Source organism: Pelagivirga sediminicola (assembly GCF_003072125.1).
Lineage (GTDB): Bacteria > Pseudomonadota > Alphaproteobacteria > Rhodobacterales > Rhodobacteraceae > Roseovarius > Roseovarius sediminicola.
In genome coordinates, this window is record NZ_QCYH01000002.1 from 175,745 (window position 1) to 197,367 (window position 21,623).

Below are 21,623 nucleotides of genomic sequence, written 5' to 3' on the forward strand. Positions count from 1 at the left end.
AGTCACCGGCGTCAGCCCGGATCGACGTCCTTGAGGAAATCCATGATCGGGATTTCGGTCCCGTCCACGCGATCCTTGGCACCGACCTTGCGCGATAGTGCGCGCAAGCGATCCAAGCTATTCAGAAGATGCAGGCGCATGGCCTTCTGCGCCGCGTGCGGATCCAGCGATTCGATGGCAACAACGATGGCGCTATGCTCTTCGTGGATCACTTCGTAATATCGTTCCTTGAACTCCTGCGAGACCAGCGTGCTCAGTTGGAACCGGCGGGTGAAGGTTGGCTCAAGGAATTTCAGGAAACGATGAAAATAAGGGTTTTGCGTGCCTTGCGCGATGGCAAGGTGAAATTCGAAATCATAATGCACCTCGACGATGTCGGGATCGCCGTGGCGGGCGTCCACTTCCTCCATCACACGGCGGATATTGCGCGCATCCTCGTCCGAACGGCGCTCGGCGCAGAGGCTGGCGGATTCCACCTCGATGGCGAGGCGCAGTTCCAGAATGGCGATGGTTTCGGGCAGCGTGTTCAGCGCATCTGAGTTCAGTTCGAACTTGGACGAAAACGGGTATTTCGAGACAAACATGCCCCGGCCCTGACGCGAGACCAACAGCCCGTCCGAACGCAGTTGCGCCACCGCCTCACGCACCACTGTGCGGCTGACCTCGAACTGCTCGCACAGCTCGGTTTCCGTGGGCAGCTGCTCGCCCGGCTTCAGCGTGCCGTCCAGCACCCGTTTTGACAGATCTTCCGCCACGATTGCCGTCAGTGTCTTGCGCCGCGCCATTCTTTTCCCCGCCCGTGTATTTCTGTTTCGTCGAATTTGCAGACCAAAGGCTGATTTTCCACCCGTAAACGCGCCGTCCTTAGACATACATAACAGCTTACGATCTGCCGACCACCATATGTCTGTCGTTGCAGTTCTTGCACAGGCGCTATTGTGTCATATGATGTCTTATGAATACAAGTATGACAAACGCGCCTTGGCGCATGCGAGGCAAGGATACATCATGACACAGAATGGCGGACAGCTATTGGTCGAAAGTTTACGCGCACTTGGCGCGACCAAGGCGTTTGGCGTGCCGGGAGAGAGCTATCTGGCGGTGCTGGATGCGCTATACGATACCCAGGGCAGCCTCGATTTCATTCTCTGCCGCAACGAGGGCGGTGCTGCCTTCATGGCAGCCGCCTATGGCAAACTGACAGGCAGCCCCGGCATCTGCATGGTCACGCGCGGGCCGGGTGCGACCAACGCGTCGATCGGAGTTCATACCGCGATGCAGGACAGCGCGCCGATGATCCTGTTCGTCGGGCAGGTCGGCACCGACATGAAGGGGCGCGAGGCCTTTCAGGAACTGGATTATCGCGCGGTGTTCGGCACCATGGCGAAATGGGCGGTCGAGATCGACGAGACCGCCCGCATCCCGGAAATCCTGGCCCGCGCCTGGGCGCTGGCCACCACGGGCCGTCCCGGACCGGTGGTCATCGCGCTGCCCGAAGACATGCTGAGCGCCTTGTCTGATGCGCAGCCGCTCAAGGGGCCGATGACATACCACGCGCCGCAACCGGCTGCCGAGGCGATCCGCGCGGCTCAGACTATGCTGGATGGGGCCGAACGACCTTTGATTCTGATGGGGGGGTGCAACTGGTCGCCTGAGGGCGCCACCGCACTGCAAGGATTTGCCGAGGCCTCCGATATTCCGGTGGTCGCCGCGTTTCGATATCAGGATCAATTCGACAATCATTCCGCAGTGTTCTGCGGCGAGGCGGGCGTTGGCATGCCCGCCCATGTCCAACGCCTGATGCGCGAGGCCGATGTCATTTTGGCTGTCAACGCCCGCTTTGGCGAAATGACTACAGGCGGTTACACCCTGCTGGACGTACCGCAGCCGCGACAAAAGTTGATCCATGTCCATGGGTCGGATCTGGAGATCGGTAAGATTTATCAGCCTGCCATCGGCATTCATGCCGGACCTGACCAATTTGCGCAGGCACTCAGCCCCGTCAAAGGTGGTTGGGCTGAGTGGCGCCGCGAAGCGCGCGCGGCATATGAGGGCAGTTTTGATCTGCCATCGCTGCCGTCGCCTGTCGATATGGGGCAGGTCAGCGCATGGCTGCGCGCAAACCTGCCGCCGGACGTTATCGTCACCAATGGCGCTGGAAACTTCACCGTCTGGCCAAACAAGTTTCTGACCTACGGCCCAGAAGCCCGCCTATTGGCACCGCAGTCCGGCGCGATGGGCTATGGTCTGCCCGCGGCCGTCGCGGCCAGGGTGGCATGCCCGGATCGCACGGTCGTCTGCTTTGCCGGGGATGGCGATTTCCAGATGAACTGCCCCGAGATGGGTACGGCAATGCAGGCGGGCGCGCAGCCCATCATCCTGTTGCTGAACAACGGTATTTACGGCACGATCCGCGCGCATCAGGAGCAGCACTATCCCGCGCGCGTCTCAGGCACGACATTGAAAAACCCTGATTTTGTGGCACTGGCGCAGTCCTATGGCTTTCACGCCGAAAAAGTGGCGGAAACTGCTGATTTTCCCGCCGCGTTCCAGCGTGCCATGGCCTCGGATACCGGCGCGTTGCTGGACTTGGCGATCTCGCCCGAGGCGATAACGCCGCGCCGGACCCTGGCTCAGATCCGCCAAGCCGGGCAGGGCGGCTGACGTGCTGCGCGGCGCTGCATTTCCGGGTTCGGGTGAGGTCAACGTGAACATGCCGGCCCAGTTCATGCGCTATTTCGGGCATATGTATTGCGTGTCTACGCGACGGTGAAAACCGGCGGCACTTTGATGACGCGTTCGCGGGGCCAGATTTCAGACCGGTTCACGCCTGATGCGGTGGCGGGGGCGGCAGTCCAAGAGACTCCGCCGCCGCTTCATGACTGGCCGAGAACTGCGGAGATCACGGCGGTGATCGAGGAGGCTGACGGGATCCGCTCTATCTGGTTCTGCAATTCCTTGGCGGCATTGGGGTCTTTGGATGTCTATGAAGCAGCGCAGCACATCCGGCTGCAGGCCCTGGACGGGCGGGCAGTCTGGCGAGCCTATACTATTTCCGGTGTCGCGCACGGGTCGTCCTGTGCGGCGCGGAAGAGTTCATGACAGCGGCACGGCAGCCTTTCGCAACGGCAGGTGTGCCTGATGCGTCCGTCGTGTCGGAGACATTCATCTCGCCGGATATCGAGATGGATTTGGGCGCCCCCACCGCGACCGGGCCGTTCGAAGTAAAGCTCCGGGCATCGTGTATCGTCGCCGAGTGGACAGCCAAGCACGGCACGCTGCTTGACCTCGCCGAGGCCAATGGCATTGTTGCGCCCTCACATTGCCGGGCAGGGCTGTGCGGCACTTGCCGCACAACGGTTCATTCCGGAGACACGGAAAGCCTGACAGGAGCCGCAACACATGATGCAACAATCCTCACATGTTGTTCGGCGCCTTTAGGGCCGGTGGAGCTTGATCTTTAGAATGCTGCCCCGGTTCGATACTCACCCTGTGCAGAGAATGATTTAAGCGTGAGCGCAGTTCTCGCGGCCCTTCCGATTGTCATCGCGCTTGCGCTGTTGCTCCTGCAGGCTGGTCCCGTTCGCGGCGCTCTCGCGGGGGTGGTCAGTGCATTTGCAATTGCGATGCTGGCATTTCCCGCGCCCCTTCCACGCCTTCTGGCCGCACAGATCGATATGGCGCCGGTCGCTCTGGAGGTGGCCCTCATCCTCTTGGGCGGGCTGATCCTGAGCAATCTGATGAGCGCGAGTGGCGCGCAGGAGCGGTTGGGGCATTGGGTGATTGCCGCGTGCCGCAATCAGATCCGCGCTGTGCTGCTCGTCGTGCTTGGCGTCATCCCCTTTGCGGAATCGGTCACGGGCTTCGGGATCGGTGTGGTCGTCGGCATCCCGCTTCTGGTTCAGATCGGGCTGAGTGGTCGGCGTGCCGCTGTCGTCGGCCTGTTGGGCCTTGTGACCGTTCCGTGGGGGGCGCTGGCCCCCGGCACTCTTGTGGCGTCCCGTCTGGCCGGTGTCGATTTTCAGGGGCTGGGCGTGGCCAGTGCATGGCTTTCGGGGCCGGTGTTTCTGGTGGCAGGGGCGGGCGCGGTGATCGTCGCCTTTGGCTGGCGGATGGCCTTGCGATCTGCGCCGGACCTGTTTTTTGCGGTGATCCTTCTCTGGCTGGGGGTTTGGGGGTCGAACACTTTGATCGGGACGCCGCTTGCGGGCGTCTTGGGCAGTCTATTCACCATCGCCATCCTGCTGCTGCGTGCGCGGTTTTCGGGACCGGGTCAGCGAACAAATAAAGGCCGCCTGTTGCAGGAGTCCGCACCTTACCTGATCCTTGTCGCCGGGCTGCTGGCGGCGAAGGCACTTTCCCTTGTCGTGTCGCCAGCCTTCCTCCCGGCGCTTGAGATACTCGGCAGCCCGGCCACCTGGCTGTTTCTGGCGAGCGCCACGATTCCGATGGTGCAAAAGCTGCCCGCCAACAGGGCTCGAACCCTGACGACTGCCTCCGCCAAGCAGTGGCACCCGATTGCACTGACCACGGTGCTGTTCCTCATCCTCGGTGTCATACTGGCGGCCAGCGGCATGAGCGAAGCACTGGCAAACGCAGGCGCACGAGCAGGTTACCTCTACCCCGCCATTGCCCCGTGGATCGGCGCCTTGGGCGGCTTCCTCACCGGATCAAACACCGGTGCGAGCGCCATGTTCGCAGCAAGTCAGGCGCAGGCCGCGCAGGTGGTCGGCTATCCGGTTCCGACCCTCGTTGCCCTGCACAACGTCGGTGCGTCGCTTGCGATGATGGCCGCCATCCCCAAGGTGATGATGTCCACCCGCCTTGCCGAGGACGCGACAGGGCAGGCAACTGATCCGGTGCGGCAGCGGATTTCAACATCAGCCGTGTTCGTGCCGGTGGCGGTGATTAACGTGGCAATCCTGGCTATTCTGTCGGTGTTGGCGCTGCTGTTGGCGCCATGACCAGACCGGCGGATGGAAGAGGTTATCACGTGACCGATGCGCTCAAAGCCCCGCAATTTGCGTCTTCACCGGACACAAAGAAGGAAAACCAATGACTGAAAAGCCCTTCTCGATGATCGGCGTGCCGATAGATTGCCTCGGCTTTGGTGGCCCGCTTCAGGCGGTGGAGCGCATGCCGGAAAGCCTGCGCAGGGCCGATCTGGCCAAGCGGCTGGATGCCAAAGACCTCGGCGATCTGGAGGTACGGATCGGCAAGGGCGTGCGCGATGCGCAGACCGGCCTGATCTCGCTGGACGACTGCCGCGCCACCACCCGAACGATGCGCGCGGAAACCGTCAGGCTTTTGCGGGGCGGATTGCGTCCGTTCTTTGTCGGCGGATGTTGTTCGATGGTGCCGGGGATCACGGCCGGGCTGCGGGACGTGCATGGGCAGGCTGCGCTGGTCTATGTGGACGGTCACATGGACCTTTATGACGGCGAGACGTCGTGGCAGGGCGAAATGGCGGACATGCCGCTGGGCATCGTTCTGGGGCCGGCCCGGCTGAGGCGTTCCGCGAGGATCTGGGCGGGTTATCGGGGCTGAACGAGGCGGTTTTTCTGGTAGGATACAGGGATGAGGACGAGGCGCGGGGGCGCGGTTCCAAACTGCCCGAGGCGTTTGAGCCGCAGCTGACGGCATGGACGCTGGAAGAAATCGTCGACAAGGGGTTCGGCCCGTCAGGAACGCTGCTCGCAGAGCGACTCTCGGAGGTGTCCCGCCCGTTTCATCTGCATCTCGATCTCGACGTTCTGGACGAAAGCGTTTTTCCCGCCACCATGTATCAGCTTCCCCGCGGCATGCTGTGGGCGGAGCTGGCGGCATTTCTGGCGCCGGTTGTGGCGCACCCGAAGCTCGCCTCGGTGTCCGTGGGCTGCTATGATCCTGACATGGATGAGGGCGAGGCGCTGGCCCCCGCTATCGCGGCAAATCTGGGACGGATATTCGGGTGACCGCCGCCTGGGCCACCCGTTTCCTGCAGTCTTGCCTGCGTTGTTCAGGCCCGCTCGATCCGGCCCGAGTAGCAGCCGCGTTTGGCGTTGTGGACCTGAATGTAGCTGATCTCGGGGCGGGCGAGCCACTCCCTGACCAGCGGTTCCATCTCGGCACCCTCAAGGATCTCGGCGTCGACCATCATGTGCGCCGCGTCGAATGCCCGAAGCGCCACTTGCCGGACGCGCATGACATCGGGGATTCGTTGATCCGGTCGTAGGTTTGCGTCGCCCCCTCGCGCACAAAGATCGCATGGCGCGCGCCGTAAGGTGTATCTTCGGGCTGGTAGGTATGGTTGAGCAGCAAAAGCGTCTCACCGGGTTCGCAATCGCGCATTTCGATCCGGTCGGGAAAGCCGGGCGTCTTGTCGGCCACATAGCGCAGGGCGCCCTGTGCTTTCAATTCTGCATCTGAAAGGCCGTAAAGGTGGCTGAACTGGTCGGCAGGCAGGCCGGTCACGCGATAATCCATGGGGGTCTCCGTGTGGTAAGCTGCATGTCCTGCCAATTTACCCGGCACCGCCGTCCGGTCCGACCCGTTTCCTGCGCAAAGCTCACGCCGGAACAGGTGTCGCGCCCTCCAGCACTTGCCGGAACCAGCCGGTGTCGACATTGCCGCCGCTGGCGATGAGAGCAACGCGGCGGCCTGCCATCAGGTCCTTTTCCTGCATGAGCGCCGCCAGCGGGGCGGCCCCTGCGCCTTCGACCACGTTATGCGTGGCGCAAAAATAGAGCAGCATCGCTTCGGCGATCTCCTCGTCACTGACCGCGACGATCCGCTCGGCGCCGCTGTCGAACGCACCCGCCACAGGCACGCGCACGGCCATGCCATCGGCGAAAGTGCGCACGCTGTCGGTGGGCGTCAGAGTCCCTGTATCGAACGACAGTTTCGCGGTCCGCCCCGTTTTCGCACACGACGCCGACAACTCTGGTTTTCACCCTCAAAGCATCGCGCGCGATGATCGTGCCGGAGATGCCCGAGCCGCAGCCGATGGGGACATGGACGGTATCGAGGTCCGGCGCGGCGGTGAACAGTTCCAGCGCGTAGGTGGCCACGTCGCGCACCAGTTCGGGGCGAAAGGGCGGCACCATGACCAGCCCCTCGTCTGCCGCCACACGCCGCGCCTCGCCGTCGGCAGCGATCTGCTGGCTGCGGGATTGGTTCGGCAATGGAGCGGGCCTGCGGTCGACGAATGCCCGCCAGCCGATCCTGCGCAGTGTCAGCGCCAGGATCGCCAGGTCCAGCGGGACGTGCAGTTGCAAAAGCGCTGTCCTGGCAGATACATCGGTCAATGAAGCGGCGCGGAAGCCCGTGCCCAGCAGGGCGAGGATAAGCGCTGCGCTCAGCCCATGAAGGGTGATCGCGACGGTGCCGTATCGGATGGAGGCGCTTTTCATCGGAATGCTCCTAGGTCAGTGCGCGGCGCTTGCCGTCATTCGCAAACCGTCGCGCATGTTGAGGCCCAGAAGCGTGATGTTGACCGCGCCCGCGCCAAGTTCCAGCGCCTGCACGGTGTAGAAGGCCGTGTCGAACGCGCCCGCCTGTGCTTTGAATGACAGGTAAAATGCGGCGGGAATCAGGATCAGGATGCCGTTGGCGGCGATGATCGGCATGCGCTTTTGCTTGGCGGCTACCAGCGGTCCGCGGCGTTTCCTTGCCATTTGAAACCCCGATCCGCCCACCGCCATCAGGGCGGGGATCAGAATGATGAAACCCCATGGAATCAGGGTCTTGACGGTGCTCACGGCCTCCAGCCCCATGAAGAGCTCCGACAGGGCGGTGGAAAGCCAGAAGACGGCGATCATCAGTAGCGCGATGGCGCCTGCGATCGGGTGAATGGTCCTGGTCACTGCATTGCTCCTCGCATTGAAACATATCCATAGCAGGCTATTTAACATTGCATAGCAGGCTATCCAGGTGATAGGCAAGAGGCATGGCATTCGTGAAGGATCAATCGGCGGGATATCTCGCAAACCACATAGCGCGGTTGTTCGCACGCGGGCTTGCGGCGCGGATCAAGCCGCTGGGGCTGACGACGGGGACGTTTCCCGCGCTGCTTGAGCTGTGGGAAAAGGACGGGCTGACGCAAAAGGATCTGGTGGCGCGGCTGGATATCGAACAGGCGACGATGGCCAACACGCTGGCCCGTATGGAGCGGGACGGGCTGATCGTCCGCCGCAAGGATGCCAGCGACGGGCGCAAGCAGCGCGTCTGGCTGACCGAACGGGCGCGGGGCTTGCAAGGGCCGGCGATAGAAGCAGCGATTGCGGAAAATGCCGATGCCTTGAGCGGCCTTACAGAAGAGGAGCGCCGCCAGTTTGTCAGCCTGATGCGCAAGGTGATCGAGACGAGCAAACCGGAAGAAACGCCGCATCAACCCGGCGGCGCGATTATCTCAGGTTGACTTGATGGTGCGAGCACCGCCAAAGCAGTGACAGGGCCATTGAGCACCGCACGCTTGATCAAGCATTTTCGATTAGATTCCCGGCACCGACATGGTCAACGCGCTCTTTGCATGCCCGCCCGTCCCACCGGACACGCTGATCAGCGTTGTGCCGGTCCGCATCAAGCCCATCAGCAGCGCCAGCCCCGGGCCCGACGCACCGGTTTCACCGAAAATCAGCGGTGCGTGGGTCCGTTCGGCCCCAGTGGCAAGCGTGCGCCCCAGCCGCAAGTGGGCGTAGGACATCTCCGCCGCGCGATAGCGGTTGTTGTTCCAGTCGCCGATCCATGTGTCGACGGACATGTCAGGGGGCACGGCGGCGCGGCAGGCCACGCTCAGCGCGCGGTAATCGCTCTCACCGGGATCGTCTTCGGCTACCGGATCCTGGGCTGTGGCGAAGTCCAGAATCGTCGGGGCCGGGCGTCTGGCACTCTCCGACCATGCGCAGCATGAGGGCCACCGCCCCCTCGCCCGGAACGAAACCATAGGGTGTGCGATTGCTGAAAAGCAGGCCCTGATCCGCCAAGGGGCCAAGCCGCGCGCGGTCGTTGTAGCTGTCAACGCTCACGAGGAGGATCGGCGTTTCGGCCAACGCGTCGGCGCGGGCCGCCTCCAGCGCCGAAACCATTGCGGCAGGGCCGTCAAGGTGGACCGCCACATGCTGCGCACGGCAACCGACAGTCTGCGTTGCAAGCCGGGTCAAATCCTCAACCAGTTTCTGCGGATCGGTCAATGCATCGGGCCGGGGGCCGCAGATCGCCACTCGAAATCCTGAATCTTCCATGCTTGGGGCGACGCCCTGCAGTTGGCCGGTCAGATCGTCCAGCGCCTGTCCGGCCAACTCGCGCAGCCGTGCGTCGAGCGTGCCGTGCGTCACGAACGCATCAAATGCCGTCAACTGCGGTCGAAAATCGGCGCCGATGAAGCTGCGCTGGCGTCTCAGCGGCGTGCGCCCTTCCGTAAGCGCCGCCACGGTGGTCTTCAGGCCCGGGCCGAACGCCGTGGCGACGCCCATGGCAACGATGGCCTGCCTCATGGGGCGTCAGCGTCCGGTTCCACGCGAAGCAATGCGCCCCGGCCGCCTGTCACCACATCGAGCAACTCGGCCAGCCAGGCAGGATCGCCCTTCCAGCCATCCACGACCAGCCGCCCGTCGGCGAGAAAAATCTCGGGCTCGGACGGCACAGGGCCCGGCGCCGCGAAGAGGCCCAGTCCGAAAAGCGTCAGAAACCCGTCGTCGATCGCCTCGGTCCAGCCGTCGAACGCCGCACCCTCGAAGATCAGCCGCTCCGCATCCGCCGGGATGGCGCCGGCCAGCCCGTCCAAGGTGGCGCGGGCGGGCCGCGCCATGGGGTCGAACGGTGCTGTCACCTGCTCTGTGCCCGCTCCCGTAATTTCGATGCGTTCGACATCTTCCGCGAAGGATAACGCGCTGAACACCGCGCGGGCCTCTGCCTCGTCACCGTCCAGAAGGTCCACCAGACCGGCGAATGCGCCATCGGGTGTTTGGGAATGTGCCTCGATCACGCGGGACAGAACGGCAGCGAAGACGAGCGCATGCGCGGCCCCGGTCACGGACAGCACGAATCCGGTCTTTGTCACGGTCACTGCACCCGACAGACGGGCGGCGGCGTTCGGTGCTGCATTCGCCGCACCGCAAAATCCCGCAGCGAAAAGCGGTATCGCAGCCTCCAGCGTGCGCTCCACCTCATTCGCGACGCGCGCCGGAACGCCGCGCGCGATTGCATCGGGCGTATAAACGACACGCAGTTGCAGATCGGCGAGGATTGCGGGCAATCCGCCCGGTGGCAGCACGAGGGCGCGGCGCAGCGCCTCGGGTCGGCTCATGGCAGTGATCCTTTCGACAGGCGCTGAAAATAGCCTCGCGTGGCGGCTTTCTCGGCTGGGGTGCGGTCGCCCCACATGCGTTTGTCCAGAATGCTCTGGTCGGCGTAGGCCGGTCGCAGATAGGCGTAGGCGGCGGCGAGGGCCGACAGGTTTTCGCCCGCGTTGACGTCCCCCATTCGGGTGCGGGCCCGGCGGTGACGCAAACCGCCTCGCCGTGGTCCTCTACCGTTACACCCGCCGCGTGCGGGCGCCGGATCGCCCAGCCGGTCGCGGTAGTCCGCGCCCACATAGGTTCGCCAGCCCATGTCGGGGATGCCGGGCGTGTAGTCACCGATGCGGCGCGCCACGTTGTCCATCCGAAAGAGGGCTTCTTCCGGTGCGACGTCGAACGCGCTCATGACGGCGGCGCGAAATCGCTCGTGGGCAGGTAGCAGATTGCGCTGGCCGAAACTGCTGAACGGCGGCGTGCCGAAGCCAAACCCCTGATAGCCCCAGCGCAGCCGCGTGTTGCCGAGGATCGCATGGACCTTGTCGGCGAAATCGCGCAGATCGGACATATCATGCGGAACGGCGAACTGGATGGACAGCAAGTCCTTCCTGAGCGCGGCCACAATTTCGAAGTAGGGCAGATATGGCTGCTGCAAAGCGGTCGTGTCGGGGCCGTAAAGCCGCGCGCACCACAAGGCACGGGTGCCGTTCACGACCGGCGCAGCCTGAGGCGCGCGGAGCTGCTGGCGTTTCGCCGTCGTGGCCTTGATCGCGCGATAGGCGCGCGCCGGATCGGTGCCGATGGTCAGGAATGAAATTTGTGTGTCAAAGCGTGCGGCGAACAGGTCGTGAAGCGCGCTGCGCAGGTCTCCCTCGGTCCGGACGTCGTTATCGACAATGGCGCCGATGCGCAGGCACGGCAGGGCGATTATCGTTTCGGCATGGCAGGGCGGCAGCCCCTTCAGGGGAATGGACATAACCTAGCTGGTTCCAACGATGGGTGGCCCGCGCCGTGTGTCGCAATCGCAGGTCGCGTTGCCCACTGCACTCGGATCGCGTCCGGTCTGGCCGCAAATCGTATTCCTGGAATTCATGAACAGCTTGTCCGACAGCCGGCAGATATTCTGCCCTTCGGCATAGACGTTGGGCGAATACGTGATCCATTCGCTGATATCGGCTGTGGTGCCCGATACGACACCACTCATCGATCCGGCCTCGTCACCGGTGCATTTCGAAAAGATCGACGGCTTGTGCGCGATCATGTTGCCACCATCGGCGAGCACCGTCGTCGTTCCGCGGACGATATCCGGATTGAACGCGGTAATGGAGTAGGGCACCGGCGCGCCGCTACCCGGCGTCTTGCAAACGTCGGGGGCGGAGTTCCTGTGTGAGCCGCCGGAGCCGCGATGCGTAATGGTCAAGCCATTTACGTTTAACGTAACTGCCATCAGCTTGCCTCCCTGACTTGCGCGGAACGCGCGAAATGCCCGATATCATCAGGGCGCACGTGAAAGCTGTTCCATTCGTTCAGCATGACGCGCGTTTGCGAAATGTCCACATCCTTGGCGGCGCTCGCGATCGGCCATGTTTCCAGATAGGTCAACGACACGGTGGCTGAGTTCAGGTCCAGCGCGATGCCCTGCAATGCGGTCGGCGCGATGGTCCATTCTCCGGCGATCCGGGTGGCGCAATGCAGATCCAGATGCGGAAGCATATACGCTCCGTCGGCAAGACCGAAGCCGGTCAGCACCAGCGGGTCATCCGGTGTCACCGGGCGCGGTATCTGCTGCTCCGGCTGGACGGATTGCCAGTAGCCCGGATCGAGGTCGGCTGGCAGAAGTGGCGCGCGTTCGGCTTGCCAGGTTGCGTCAAAAGTTCCCGCAAGGTCGCGGAGGGACGGCGGCTGAAACCGGTCCGAGATGTGACGGAACACGCGCTTTCGCGTCACCTGCCTGCGTCAGGGGGGCATATCGTTCGTGCCATGACCTCGCCCGAACGGATTGGTCTCATATCCGGGACAGCCATAGGCGCTGCGCGCGTCAATTCGTCCCATCCGGCAATAGTCGAAAAACCGAAAGCTGTCTTGGGCAGAAACGCGTTCACCTTTTCATGTGTAAAGTGGGCCATCTGATGTCTCAGGTTGAAGGCGAAACGCTTTAGCTTACAGATCTTTTGGTCCTGTATCGAATATACGATACAGAAGCTTGGGTCCGAAGGCTATCATTACGAAAAGACTCGTCCAGTGGAGGAAAGTCAGATGGCCCAAGACATAACCTAGCACCGTGAAGATCAGCCCTCCGAGGACAGCGGCGATGAGCACAAAAGTCCCACTTGAGATCTTGATTTTGTGCGGCATGCTACATCTCCCAGTATTTCTTCAGGTTGGACGGATCAATTCTATCTCCGAAGACATCTCGAAACTGTGCATCCGTAACTTCATCATTCTGAAATCGCTGCATGATGACTTCGCGGATTTGTTCCTGTTGTTCCAGCGCGTTGTGGTAGGCAAGCGTTCCGTGGGCGATTACAACCGCCCCGACTATCCCAGCCCGCGCTGGTGTCACCCGCAAACTGGTGCGGCGCTGGATTTCTTCAAGAAGCGGTCCTTGCCCCGCGAGCCTTCTGGCGCCGCGTTCTACGCCCGCGCGAACCGAATTTTGCTTGGAGGCTTCCGCCACGCCTGCCGCTGCCGCACTTGCACCAGCACCGACACCGAGTGGACGTCGCGCGGTCTGCCGCAGTTTTCAGTGCCCGCCAAAGATCTGCTGGCGTCGCTCGTCCGCAACCTGGTGTTTGCCACGCTTTACCGCGCGGCCGCAGAGGCGCTGGTGACCGAGAACGCCGCGCGCCTTGCCCGGATGCAGCAGGCCGAGCAATCCGTGGACGAGAATCTGGAAGAGCTGAAATCGGAAACCCGTCCGGTCCGGCAAAGCGAGATCACGACTGAACTGTTGGACGTCATCGTCGGCTTCGAGGCACTGAAGAGGCGGGATCGGCGTCGAAAACGCAAAGACGCGGCAAGCCGCTAAAGCGTCCCGCCTTATGCCTGAGACAGGAACAGGGCGGGCCGCAGCGCAACTTATGAAGGTGTCGCGCGCTCGGCTTAAAACCCGTGATTCAGGTTTTGAGCGGAACGCTTTAGGGAAGCGGGATGGCAAAATGCTGGTACGCCAGATCATGCAAACGCGCGTTACCGTCATCGGGCCGAACACCTCTGTGAGGGCTGCGGCGGCACTGATGGGGGATCGTAATATCGGGATGCTGCCGATTTGCCGGAACGGCAGGCCCATTGGGGTCGTCACCGACCGCGATCTGGTGATCCGCCTGATGTTCAATCTGGGGCCCGTCGCGGACCAGCCGGTGCAAACGGTCATGTCGCACCCCGTCATCGTATGTCGCGCTGACCACGACATCATCGAGGCCGCACGCCTGCTCCGCTCTGAGCATTGGAAAGCTCTATCAAGGTATCCGTTTTGCGATCAATCAACCTGTGTGCAGCGCATTTTCCACCAGCATTTTGCGAATGCTCACGACCGCTTTTCAGGTTCAGAATCCGCAACCGTTGTCAGTGCGTTCAGTTCGCCTCGAAGGGCATCGACATCGCCGTCCAGACCGCGCTCGATCTCTTCGTGGGTCGCGATCCAGATCGGAATGGCCTGTTCCAGCAATGCCAGACCGTCATCGGTCAGGGACAGCCGGCGGGCGCGGCGGTCCTTGGTGTCGGGCGTCACGGTCAACAATCCTCGGCGCTCAAGCGGTTTGAGGTTCGCCGTCAGCGTCGTGCGATCCATCGCCAGCAGATCTGCCACCGATCCGACCGTGGGCGGCTCGGGCCGGTTGAGCGATATCAGGATCGAGAATTGCCCGCTTCGCAGCCCGGCAGGGCGAAGTGCCTCATCGAAGCGGCGGGCAACGGCGCGGGCTGCGCGTTGCGTGTGCAGGCACAGGCAGCTGTCCCGGACGCGCAAAGTCATGCCGAAAGTGGCGTGTTTTGAAACTGCATTTGACATGAAGCCATTTACGTTGATATCAACTTAATAGTCAATCGAATCGCGAAAGAGTGATGGCGCCATTTTGATCCCAAGGTCGGATTCGGCTGCGAACATGAGAACATCTTGCTGCTCGACACCTACCCGAATGGTGCGGGCCGGATCGGTATCCGATGCCCGGCCGCCAGACGGTTCACGCCCACCGCAAAAAGGGAAACGCCCATGACCCAGATGATCTTCATCAACCTTCCGGTTGCAGATGTTCACGCCTCCGCGCGGTTCTACGAGGCGGTCGGCGCGACAAAAAACGACACCTTCTCGGACGAGACCTGCGCGAGCATGGTGATCAGCGACACCATCACCGCCATGCTGCTGTCGCACGAGCGCTGGCGGGATTTCACGTCAAAGCAGATACCGGACGCCAAGACATCGGCGCAGATGCTGCTGTGTCTTTCGATGGACAGCCGCGCGGCCTGCGATGCGGCGGTGGATGCGGCGGTCAAGGCCGGAGGTGTGGCCGACCCCATCCCGAAACAGGATCACGGCTTCATGTATGGCCGCTCCTACGAGGATCCCGACGGCCATATCTGGGAGGCCATGTGGATGGACATGGCGGAGATGCAAAAGGCAATGGCTGCAGAAGGCTGAGAGGCCCGCGGCACCCCTGCGGGGGTGCTTTGCCAAGATAAAGCAAATTGAAAACAAGGAGGAAGGACCATGACCAACCGCGACGGAACCCCGATCTGGTATGAATTGATGACCGACGCGCCCGATGTGGCGCAGGATTTTTACGGCAAGGTCATGGGCTGGCAATTCCGGAAACCGCCCGGCGGGTTGGACCGGGATTACCGCACCTTCGCCACCGAGGAAGGCGAAGGCGTGGGCGGCGTGATGCACACACCCGACCGTGCAAAGGGACGGCCCGCCACCTGGGACGTCTATTTCGGTGTGGCGGACGTCGATGCCATGGCCGCCAAGGTCGAGGAACTGGGCGGCAGCATCCACATGGAGCCGCAGGACATTCCCGGCGTCGGCCGCTTTGCCTTCGTTTCCGATCCGCAAGGCGCCACATTCTACCTGATGCGCGGCGACAGCGACGGCCAGAGCACCGCCTTTGCACCGATGAAGGCCGGGCATTGCAGCTGGAACGAACTTGTGACCTCCGATCAGGTGGCGGCGCTGGAGTTCTACGGCAAGCTCTTCGGCTGGAAGAAGACCGGCGCGATGCCGATGGGGCCGAACGGCGATTATACCTTTGTCGGACAGGACGATAGCGACATGATCGGCGCGATGATGAACGCGGAAAAACCGGGCGAGGCGCCGTTCTGGAACTTTGCCTTCAACGTGCCCGACATCGACACGGCGAAAGCCGCGGTTGAGGCGGGCGCCGGCACCGTCACCCACGGGCCGATGGAGTTGCCGGGCGACGAGGGTGACTGGCTGATCCAGGCGAACGATCCGCAGGGAGCCAAGGTAATGTTCACCGGAAAACGCAATCAGGGAGCGAAATGATGGGCAAGATCAGTACGTTCCTGTGGTTCGACGGGCAGGCCGAGGAGGCCGCGGCGTTCTATACGGGCCTCTTTCCGGACAGCAGCATTGACCAGACGACGCGCAGCCCGATGGACTATCCCGGCGGCACGGAGGGCGACGTCATCACCGTCGGCTTCACCCTCACGGGCCGCAGCTTCATCGCCATGAACGGCGGGCCGGATCATCCGTTCACCGACGCCATCTCACTTTCCATCGATTGCGCCGACCAGGCGGAGGTCGACCGCTACTGGGACGCGCTGGGGGAGGGCGGCGAGCCGGTGATGTGCGGCTGGATCAGGGACCGCTTCGGCCTGTCCTGGCAGGTGACGCCCCGCATCCTGCCGCAGCTTCTGGCCGATCCGGACCGGGCAAAGGCGAAGCGGGTCATGGAGGCGATGGGGCAGATGCTGAAGATCGACGTGGCCGCGATCGAGGCGGCGGCGAAAGGGTGACACGGAAACTGAACAGAACCGAAACAAGGATCCCATGGCCGACTACATCTTCTTCTTCAACCCGATGAGCCGGGCGCAGATCGCCCGCTGGGCCCTGCACGAGGCAGGCACGGATTACGATCCCGTCATGGTGCCTTGGGAGGACAAACCCGCGGCGCTGATCCGCGCGAACCCGATGGCCAAGGTGCCGACGATCATCCATCACCGTGCGGATGGCGACCGGAGCGTCAGCGAGGCAGCGGCCATCTGCCACTATTTGGCCGAGGCCGAGGCGCCGGACCTCCTGCCGAAGGACAGCGAGAAGGCGGATTACTTCCGCTGGCTGTTCTTCGCCGCAGGCCCGCTGGAGCAGGCAGTCACGGCAAAGGCGCTTGGCTGGACGGTCAGCGACAAGGAGCAGGCCATGGCCGGGTTCGGCAGCTACGAGCGGACGGTCGATGCGCTGGAAGGCTGGCTTTCGGCCCACGATTACGTCTGCGGCGCGCGCTTTACCATGGCGGATGTCTATGTCGGCAGCGCGGTGGACTGGGGGCTTCAGTTCAAATCCCTGCCGGAACGCGGGGCCTTCACCGCCTACCAGGCGCGCATCGCGGAACGCGCGGCCTACAAGGCAGCAAAGGCGATCGACAACAAGCTGATCGAGGAGATGCAGGCATGAAGGTCAACCATGTGTTCATCAGCATCAACGCGGCGGATTTCGCCGCCCAGTCCGACTGGTGGGCAAGGCTGATCGGCCGCCGCCGGGACCGGGCGCCGATGCCGTCCTGCCATGAGTGGGATCTGACGGAGCACGTGTTGTTCCAGGTGCTCGACAGTGCCGAGGGACGTGGGCGCGCGACCGTGACAATGCATGTCGCCGACCTCGATGCCGAGATCGCACGGCTGGCGAAGGTCGGGATCGACCTGCCGGACCCGGTGAAGATCGAGGGCTTCGACACCCTGCGCTATGCCGAGTTCACCGACCCCGAAGGCAACACGGTCGGTTTGCTGGATGGCGCCTGAAAAGGATGTGGTGGGCGAAAGGGCGGCGGCAGCACCGATTTAACCTCCGTTCCTTGCACCTCGCGACTTTCCGCCCCGTCCGCCCGTTCCGCGCCAGATCCTGCACGCCTTGATCAGGTGACGCTGCGAGACCTTGAACTGCGCGGCCAGATCGGCGGCCCGAACCGCTCGTCCGGTGAACAGGCAAGACGCATGAGAACCCGCAATCCGTAGGCGGCAAAAGTCGCAAGGTGCATCCGCATTCTTTAATTGGTATTGACAATACTGATTATTGGGTGCCATGATTGGCATTGTGAACTCCAATTCAAGTGACGTGCTGGCCGGTTGCGAACGGATTGCGCTCCGACCATGTAGCAATGGAGCGTCCGATGTCTTGTGTTTCAGACCCGTTTCAGACCCGGCCCGTTGGTCAAATCACTGCACCCTTGCCGGGCGCGACAAGCGTCTTCCGACATATCAAACTCGTTTTTTGCTGTCATGGCGACGTGCCGCTGCAAGAGGCGGCAGATCGGCGTGGGATGGACGCTTTTATCGACCGTATGCGCCACGACGATGATGATGACGGCCAGACATTGCAGCGCCACGACAGCCCGACCTACGATCGAACACCATCCGAAGATAATTACCCGTCCTCGCAGGCTCTCTATTCGGGATTGGCGCAGTTCAAGGCCGATTTGATGGAGCATATCCATCTGGAAAACAACATTCGTTTCCCGCGGTTCGAAGGCGCCTCGCACGCCTGACTTCGACCCGCCTGATGTAAAGGGAAGGTCCGATGAGCGAAGCAGCATTGAACGAGAGCTATGACCGGCGCGGTTTCTTTACCCGTTGGTTCATGTCCACCAACCACAAGGACATCGGCATTCTCTATCTGTTCACCTCGGCCGGGGTCGGGCTGATCGCGGCGGGGCTGTCGGTCTTCATGCGGCTGGAGCTGATGGATCCGGGGGTGCAGTATATGTGCCTTGAAGGTCTGCGATTCTGGCCCTCGGCGGCGGATTGCACGCCTGACGGGCATTTGTGGAACATCATCGTCACCTATCACGGCATCCTGATGATGTTCTTCGTGGTGATCCCGGCGCTCTTCGGCGGTTTCGGCAATTATTTCATGCCGCTGATGATCGGCGCGCCCGACATGGCGTTTCCGCGGCTGAACAACCTCAGCTACTGGCTGTTCGTCGCGGGCACCAGCCTCGCCGTGGGATCGTTCTTTGCGCCGGGCGGGGATGCGTCGCATGGGGCCGGAGTGGGCTGGACGCTTTATGCGCCGCTATCGGTGAAGGATGGCGGCATCTCGATGGATCTGGCGATTTTCGCCATCCACGTTTCGGGGGCCAGTTCGATCCTCGGCGCGATCAACATGATCACGACGTTTCTCAACATGCGCGCGCCGGGGATGAGCCTGTTCAAGGTGCCGCTCTTTGCATGGTCGGTGTTCATCACCGCCTGGATGCTGCTGATGGCAGTGCCGGTGCTGGCCGGCGCCGTGACGATGCTGCTGGTTGACCGCAACTTTGCCACGACATTCTTCAACCCCTCGGGCGGGGGCGATCCGATGCTCTATCAGCATCTGTTCTGGTTCTTCGGCCACCCCGAGGTCTACATCGTCGTCCTTCCCGGTTTCGGCATCATCAGCCACGTCATCGCCACCTTCAGCAAGAAGCCGATCTTCGGCTACCTTCCGATGGTCTGGGCGCTGATCGCCATTGGCGGCCTCGGCTTTCTGGTCTGGGCGCATCACATGTTCACGGTCGGCATGTCGATCACGCAGCAAAGCTTTTTCCAGATCGCGTCGGTCACGATCGCGGTGCCGACGGGGATCAAGATATTCTCGTGGCTGGCGACCATGTGGGGCGGTTCGATCCAGTTCAGGACGCCGATGCTGTTCGCCATCGGGTTCATCTTCCTGTTCATGGTCGGCGGCGTGACCGGCGTGGTCGTGGCACAAGCCGGCCTCGACCGGGCCTATCACGACACCTATTATGTCGTGGCCCATTTCCACTACGTGATGAGCCTCGGCGCGGTGTTCGCGCTGATCGCCGGGGTCTATTATTGGCTGGCCAAGATGTCGGGGCGGCAATACCCGGAATGGGCGGGCCAACTGCATTTCTGGATGTTCTTCATCGGTGCCAACCTGACGTTCTTCCCACAGCATTTCCTCGGTCGCCAAGGCATGCCGCGCCGCTATATCGACTACCCCGAGGCGTTCGGCCTGTGGAACGCGGTTTCAAGCTGGGGCGCGCTGCTGTCCTTCGCATCGTTCCTGCTGTTCATCGGGATCGTCTTTTACACGCTTCTGGCCGGCAAGCGCGAGACGCGGGCGAGCTATTGGAACGACTACGCCGATACGCTGGAATGGACCCTGCCGTCGCCGGTGCCGGAGCATACGTTCGAGCATTTGCCAGAACCCGCGGATTGGGACAGGCGATAGGGGGACCAGGTTACTCCATCGGTATCTTCCGCGCGTGCCCGGTGATCGCTGCGCCGGCCCGCGGCCCGGAAACGCAGCGTCACTTGTCCTGCACGTGGTCCAAAGCGCCAAAATTTGCCGCCCTGATCTACCGCTCCGACGAAAAGTGCGTTTTCAGATAATTTAGGATCACGTCCTTGGTCTCGTCATCAGGCTCATACATTCCCTGATCCTCTATCATCCATGTCCACAGATAATCCCAGCGTTCATCGCTCAGGCGCTGTTGCCGGATAATCGCCGTCGAATGGCATGCGACGCATTGGTAATACGTGTCTTCGGCACCCGGTCCGACAGGCAGGTTTCCCAATTCGGGGTCCAGCTCGACCTCAGGCGCATCGGGCGTCTGGACGGACGCGCCGGGCGAGAGCGGATTGCCCGCCGGGCGCATCGGATCATACGCCTCCTGCGCGACCGACGCAGTCGCATACACTACAACAGACGCGCAGAGCGCGGCCCGAAGAAACGTCAGCTTCTCTTTCATGTTGGCTTCCTTAGGCTGGTAGGCCGGAACCGGGCAACATGACCCGGCTCCATTGCAGGGTCAGGTGGCGATCAGTGCGATGCGGTGCTGCATGTTGTTGCCATAGCCACGGGGGTTCCAGCCCGGCACGACCGGAGGCTGGGCAATGCCGTTCATGTCGGTCGCCCGCGCCCAGACTTCGTAATAACCCGCCTCTGGCAGTGTCACGTCCGCGCGGAACCGCTGCCAGGCAAACTTGTTCTTGGCGGGCTCAAGCGTGGCGGAAATCCAGGTCTGGCCAAAGTCGATGGACACATCGACGGCCTCGATATCGCCGCTCCCCGCCCAGGCATGGCCGCGCACCTCGGCTGCCTGCCCGGCCGGTGTCTCCGTGCCTGATTTCGGGAATGTGATCAAGGATTTGACCGGCATTTCGGTCATGATGACCATGTCTTCCTCGGGCACCTCGGTGCCCGGCGCGACAGGGTAGGCCGGCAGGCGATAGGAATATCCCGTCATCTTCGCGCCGTCATGCACCTGATCCCGCACCCAGATGCGGTTGAGGTATTTCTGGGATGCCGATCCGGGATAGCCCGGAATGATGACACGCAGGGGAAAGCCGTGGACCGCCGGAATGGGTTCGCCGTTCATCTCCCATGCGATCATGCCGCCCTCGGCCAGAGCCTTCTCGATCGGCGCGCCGCGTGAAATCGCGTCCTTTTCGGGATCGCCCGAAAGATGCGGATCATTGCCGTAATGGGCGGTATAGACAGCGCTGTCCTTTACCCCCGCCGCGTTCAGCACATCGCTCAGCCGCACGCCGGTCCAGTCGGCGCAGCCCACGGCCCCGGTCGTCCATTGGTTGCCCGACGCGCCGGGGGTGAAGAACGCGCGCCCGTTGCCGCCGCATTCCACCACCAGCCGGTTGGTCACCACCTCGAATTGCTCCTTGAGATCGGCAATGCTCAACTCCAGCGGTTTGTCCACCTCGCCATCGATGGTCAGGGTCCAGCCTTCGGCGTCCATGTCCAGTGCGGTGTCGGGAACAAGCCCATTGTTGCGAATGAAAAAATGTTCATATGGCGTCACATCGGCATCCAGCAGATGCGCGGGCGTCTCGGCGTTGAGCGGCCGGTCGTTCATCAGGATCAGCCCGTCCTTGCCGGCCATGATGTCCTCTTCGCTCATCCCCTGTGCGAGCGCCATCAGGTTGCCCTCGAAGGGGATGTTCATGCCCACATAGGCGCCCAGCGCCGTAAGGCCGGTGTTCTTCAGGAACGCCCGGCGCGCGGGCCTATCAGCGGCGTCGATGTCAGTTTCATTCTTTCGCGAAATATCGTCAGCCATGATTCAGTGCCTCCCATTGAATTAATGACAGCTTACTGAAGTGGGGCCTTATTACAACAGAAACAGAAACATCGGTTTCGCGGCAAATGCGAGCGCC

The 21,623-nt window shown here is 62.4% G+C and carries 27 protein-coding genes and 2 pseudogenes; 15 read left to right on the top strand and 14 right to left on the bottom strand.

The window, feature by feature from the left end; all coding sequences use genetic code 11:
* Positions 1 to 11: 11 nt before the first annotated feature.
* Positions 12 to 785 (bottom strand): FadR/GntR family transcriptional regulator, encoded by a 774-nt coding sequence (locus DC366_RS04450; RefSeq protein ID WP_165802845.1) that lies wholly within the window; start codon positions 783 to 785, stop codon positions 12 to 14.
* Between the two features lie 223 nt (positions 786 to 1,008).
* Between DC366_RS04450 and DC366_RS04455 the strand changes: the two genes are divergently transcribed.
* The 5 genes from DC366_RS04455 (at position 1,009) to DC366_RS20445 (ending at position 5,954) form a co-directional block, all read left to right on the top strand.
* Positions 1,009 to 2,664, top strand: a complete 1,656-nt coding sequence (locus DC366_RS04455; RefSeq protein ID WP_108691339.1) for a thiamine pyrophosphate-dependent enzyme — start codon at positions 1,009 to 1,011, stop codon at positions 2,662 to 2,664.
* A 434-nt stretch (positions 2,665 to 3,098) separates the two neighbouring features.
* Positions 3,099 to 3,464, top strand: a complete 366-nt coding sequence (locus DC366_RS04465; protein ID WP_108691009.1) for a 2Fe-2S iron-sulfur cluster-binding protein — start codon at positions 3,099 to 3,101, stop codon at positions 3,462 to 3,464.
* Between the two features lie 48 nt (positions 3,465 to 3,512).
* Complete coding sequence (locus DC366_RS04470) at positions 3,513 to 4,964, top strand: L-lactate permease (protein WP_108691010.1); 1,452 nt, start codon at positions 3,513 to 3,515, stop codon at positions 4,962 to 4,964.
* Positions 4,965 to 5,055: 91 nt separating this feature from the next.
* A complete protein-coding gene (locus tag DC366_RS20440) occupies positions 5,056 to 5,547 on the top strand; it encodes an arginase family protein (RefSeq protein ID WP_108691011.1) in 492 nt (163 codons plus the stop codon).
* Complete coding sequence (locus DC366_RS20445) at positions 5,451 to 5,954, top strand: arginase family protein (protein ID WP_108691340.1); 504 nt, start codon at positions 5,451 to 5,453, stop codon at positions 5,952 to 5,954. Before DC366_RS20440 ends, DC366_RS20445 begins: the two co-directional genes overlap by 97 nt.
* A gap of 44 nt (positions 5,955 to 5,998) precedes the next feature.
* On the opposite strand, the pseudogene DC366_RS20550 reads toward DC366_RS20445, so the two are convergent.
* The 4 genes and pseudogenes from DC366_RS20550 to DC366_RS04500 all read right to left on the bottom strand — a co-directional run bounded on the left by DC366_RS20550 (position 5,999) and on the right by DC366_RS04500 (position 7,844).
* Positions 5,999 to 6,606 (bottom strand): annotated as a pseudogene (locus DC366_RS20550) (DUF1203 domain-containing protein).
* Positions 6,548 to 6,841 carry a pyridoxal-phosphate dependent enzyme gene (locus DC366_RS04490; protein ID WP_243405036.1) on the bottom strand — a complete coding sequence of 98 codons (294 nt, stop codon included), beginning with the start codon at positions 6,839 to 6,841 and terminating at the stop codon, positions 6,548 to 6,550. Before DC366_RS04490 ends, DC366_RS20550 begins: the two are co-directional and overlap by 59 nt.
* Positions 6,753 to 7,391: a cytochrome b/b6 domain-containing protein gene (locus tag DC366_RS20210; protein WP_243405037.1), complete on the bottom strand. Its 639-nt coding sequence runs from the start codon at positions 7,389 to 7,391 to the stop codon at positions 6,753 to 6,755. The genes DC366_RS04490 and DC366_RS20210 overlap by 89 nt, the downstream gene beginning before the upstream one ends.
* A 15-nt stretch (positions 7,392 to 7,406) precedes the next feature.
* On the bottom strand, positions 7,407 to 7,844 hold the full coding sequence (locus DC366_RS04500) for a hypothetical protein (protein WP_108691012.1): 438 nt from the start codon (positions 7,842 to 7,844) through the stop codon (positions 7,407 to 7,409).
* 83 nt (positions 7,845 to 7,927) lie between these two features.
* Here DC366_RS04500 and DC366_RS04505 point away from each other — a divergent pair, with 83 nt between their 5' ends.
* On the top strand, positions 7,928 to 8,398 hold the full coding sequence (locus DC366_RS04505) for a MarR family winged helix-turn-helix transcriptional regulator (RefSeq protein ID WP_108691013.1): 471 nt from the start codon (positions 7,928 to 7,930) through the stop codon (positions 8,396 to 8,398).
* A gap of 72 nt (positions 8,399 to 8,470) precedes the next feature.
* Here DC366_RS04505 and DC366_RS04510 read toward each other — a convergent pair whose 3' ends face one another.
* The 6 genes from DC366_RS04510 to DC366_RS04535 are packed head-to-tail and all read right to left on the bottom strand — an operon-like array spanning position 8,471 to position 12,221.
* Complete coding sequence (locus tag DC366_RS04510) at positions 8,471 to 8,740, bottom strand: hypothetical protein (protein ID WP_133176169.1); 270 nt, start codon at positions 8,738 to 8,740, stop codon at positions 8,471 to 8,473.
* 52 nt (positions 8,741 to 8,792) lie between these two features.
* Complete coding sequence (locus DC366_RS04515) at positions 8,793 to 9,473, bottom strand: hypothetical protein (protein WP_108691015.1); 681 nt, start codon at positions 9,471 to 9,473, stop codon at positions 8,793 to 8,795.
* Positions 9,470 to 10,285, bottom strand: coding sequence for a hypothetical protein (locus DC366_RS04520; protein WP_108691016.1), 816 nt, complete (start codon positions 10,283 to 10,285; stop codon positions 9,470 to 9,472). Before DC366_RS04520 ends, DC366_RS04515 begins: the two co-directional genes overlap by 4 nt.
* The gene (locus DC366_RS04525) at positions 10,282 to 11,250 is read right to left on the bottom strand and encodes a hypothetical protein (RefSeq protein ID WP_108691017.1); all 969 of its coding nucleotides are present in this window, start codon (positions 11,248 to 11,250) and stop codon (positions 10,282 to 10,284) included. Before DC366_RS04525 ends, DC366_RS04520 begins: the two co-directional genes overlap by 4 nt.
* Positions 11,251 to 11,253: 3 nt before the next feature.
* On the bottom strand, positions 11,254 to 11,721 hold the full coding sequence (locus DC366_RS04530) for a DUF4150 domain-containing protein (RefSeq protein ID WP_108691018.1): 468 nt from the start codon (positions 11,719 to 11,721) through the stop codon (positions 11,254 to 11,256).
* Entirely contained in the window at positions 11,721 to 12,221 is a 501-nt protein-coding gene (locus tag DC366_RS04535; protein ID WP_108691019.1) for a DUF2169 domain-containing protein, read from the bottom strand. The genes DC366_RS04530 and DC366_RS04535 overlap by 1 nt, the downstream gene beginning before the upstream one ends.
* Positions 12,222 to 12,585: 364 nt before the next feature.
* Between DC366_RS04535 and DC366_RS04540 the strand changes: the two genes are divergently transcribed.
* Together DC366_RS04540 and DC366_RS20555 are read left to right on the top strand one after the other, a co-directional pair.
* On the top strand, positions 12,586 to 13,302 hold the full coding sequence (locus DC366_RS04540) for a F0F1 ATP synthase subunit gamma (RefSeq protein ID WP_108691020.1): 717 nt from the start codon (positions 12,586 to 12,588) through the stop codon (positions 13,300 to 13,302).
* Positions 13,303 to 13,450: 148 nt separating this feature from the next.
* A pseudogene (locus DC366_RS20555) lies at positions 13,451 to 13,738 on the top strand (CBS domain-containing protein); the annotation flags it as partial.
* 62 nt (positions 13,739 to 13,800) lie between these two features.
* On the opposite strand, the gene DC366_RS04550 reads toward DC366_RS20555, so the two are convergent.
* Positions 13,801 to 14,247: a MarR family winged helix-turn-helix transcriptional regulator gene (locus DC366_RS04550; protein WP_207768658.1), complete on the bottom strand. Its 447-nt coding sequence runs from the start codon at positions 14,245 to 14,247 to the stop codon at positions 13,801 to 13,803.
* Positions 14,248 to 14,484: 237 nt separating this feature from the next.
* Here DC366_RS04550 and DC366_RS04555 point away from each other — a divergent pair, with 237 nt between their 5' ends.
* The 7 genes from DC366_RS04555 (at position 14,485) to DC366_RS04585 (ending at position 19,680) form a co-directional block, all read left to right on the top strand.
* Positions 14,485 to 14,910 (top strand): VOC family protein, encoded by a 426-nt coding sequence (locus DC366_RS04555; RefSeq protein WP_108691022.1) that lies wholly within the window; start codon positions 14,485 to 14,487, stop codon positions 14,908 to 14,910.
* A gap of 69 nt (positions 14,911 to 14,979) precedes the next feature.
* On the top strand, positions 14,980 to 15,774 hold the full coding sequence (locus tag DC366_RS04560; protein WP_108691023.1) for a VOC family protein: 795 nt from the start codon (positions 14,980 to 14,982) through the stop codon (positions 15,772 to 15,774).
* The gene (locus tag DC366_RS04565; protein WP_243405038.1) at positions 15,771 to 16,247 is read left to right on the top strand and encodes a VOC family protein; all 477 of its coding nucleotides are present in this window, start codon (positions 15,771 to 15,773) and stop codon (positions 16,245 to 16,247) included. The genes DC366_RS04560 and DC366_RS04565 overlap by 4 nt, the downstream gene beginning before the upstream one ends.
* Positions 16,248 to 16,281: 34 nt before the next feature.
* Positions 16,282 to 16,905 (top strand): glutathione S-transferase family protein, encoded by a 624-nt coding sequence (locus DC366_RS04570; protein ID WP_108691024.1) that lies wholly within the window; start codon positions 16,282 to 16,284, stop codon positions 16,903 to 16,905.
* The gene (locus DC366_RS04575) at positions 16,902 to 17,249 is read left to right on the top strand and encodes a VOC family protein (RefSeq protein ID WP_108691025.1); all 348 of its coding nucleotides are present in this window, start codon (positions 16,902 to 16,904) and stop codon (positions 17,247 to 17,249) included. The genes DC366_RS04570 and DC366_RS04575 overlap by 4 nt, the downstream gene beginning before the upstream one ends.
* A 368-nt stretch (positions 17,250 to 17,617) precedes the next feature.
* Positions 17,618 to 17,992 (top strand): DUF542 domain-containing protein, encoded by a 375-nt coding sequence (locus DC366_RS04580; protein ID WP_108691342.1) that lies wholly within the window; start codon positions 17,618 to 17,620, stop codon positions 17,990 to 17,992.
* Positions 17,993 to 18,024: 32 nt separating this feature from the next.
* Positions 18,025 to 19,680, top strand: a complete 1,656-nt coding sequence (locus tag DC366_RS04585; RefSeq protein ID WP_108691026.1) for a cytochrome c oxidase subunit I — start codon at positions 18,025 to 18,027, stop codon at positions 19,678 to 19,680.
* 127 nt (positions 19,681 to 19,807) lie between these two features.
* Here the strand turns inward: DC366_RS04585 and DC366_RS04590 are convergent, their stop codons facing one another.
* A complete protein-coding gene (locus DC366_RS04590; RefSeq protein ID WP_108691027.1) occupies positions 19,808 to 20,200 on the bottom strand; it encodes a cytochrome C-552 in 393 nt (130 codons plus the stop codon).
* Positions 20,201 to 20,260: 60 nt separating this feature from the next.
* Positions 20,261 to 21,526: a sulfite oxidase gene (locus DC366_RS04595; protein WP_108691028.1), complete on the bottom strand. Its 1,266-nt coding sequence runs from the start codon at positions 21,524 to 21,526 to the stop codon at positions 20,261 to 20,263.
* Positions 21,527 to 21,623: the final 97 nt, after the last annotated feature.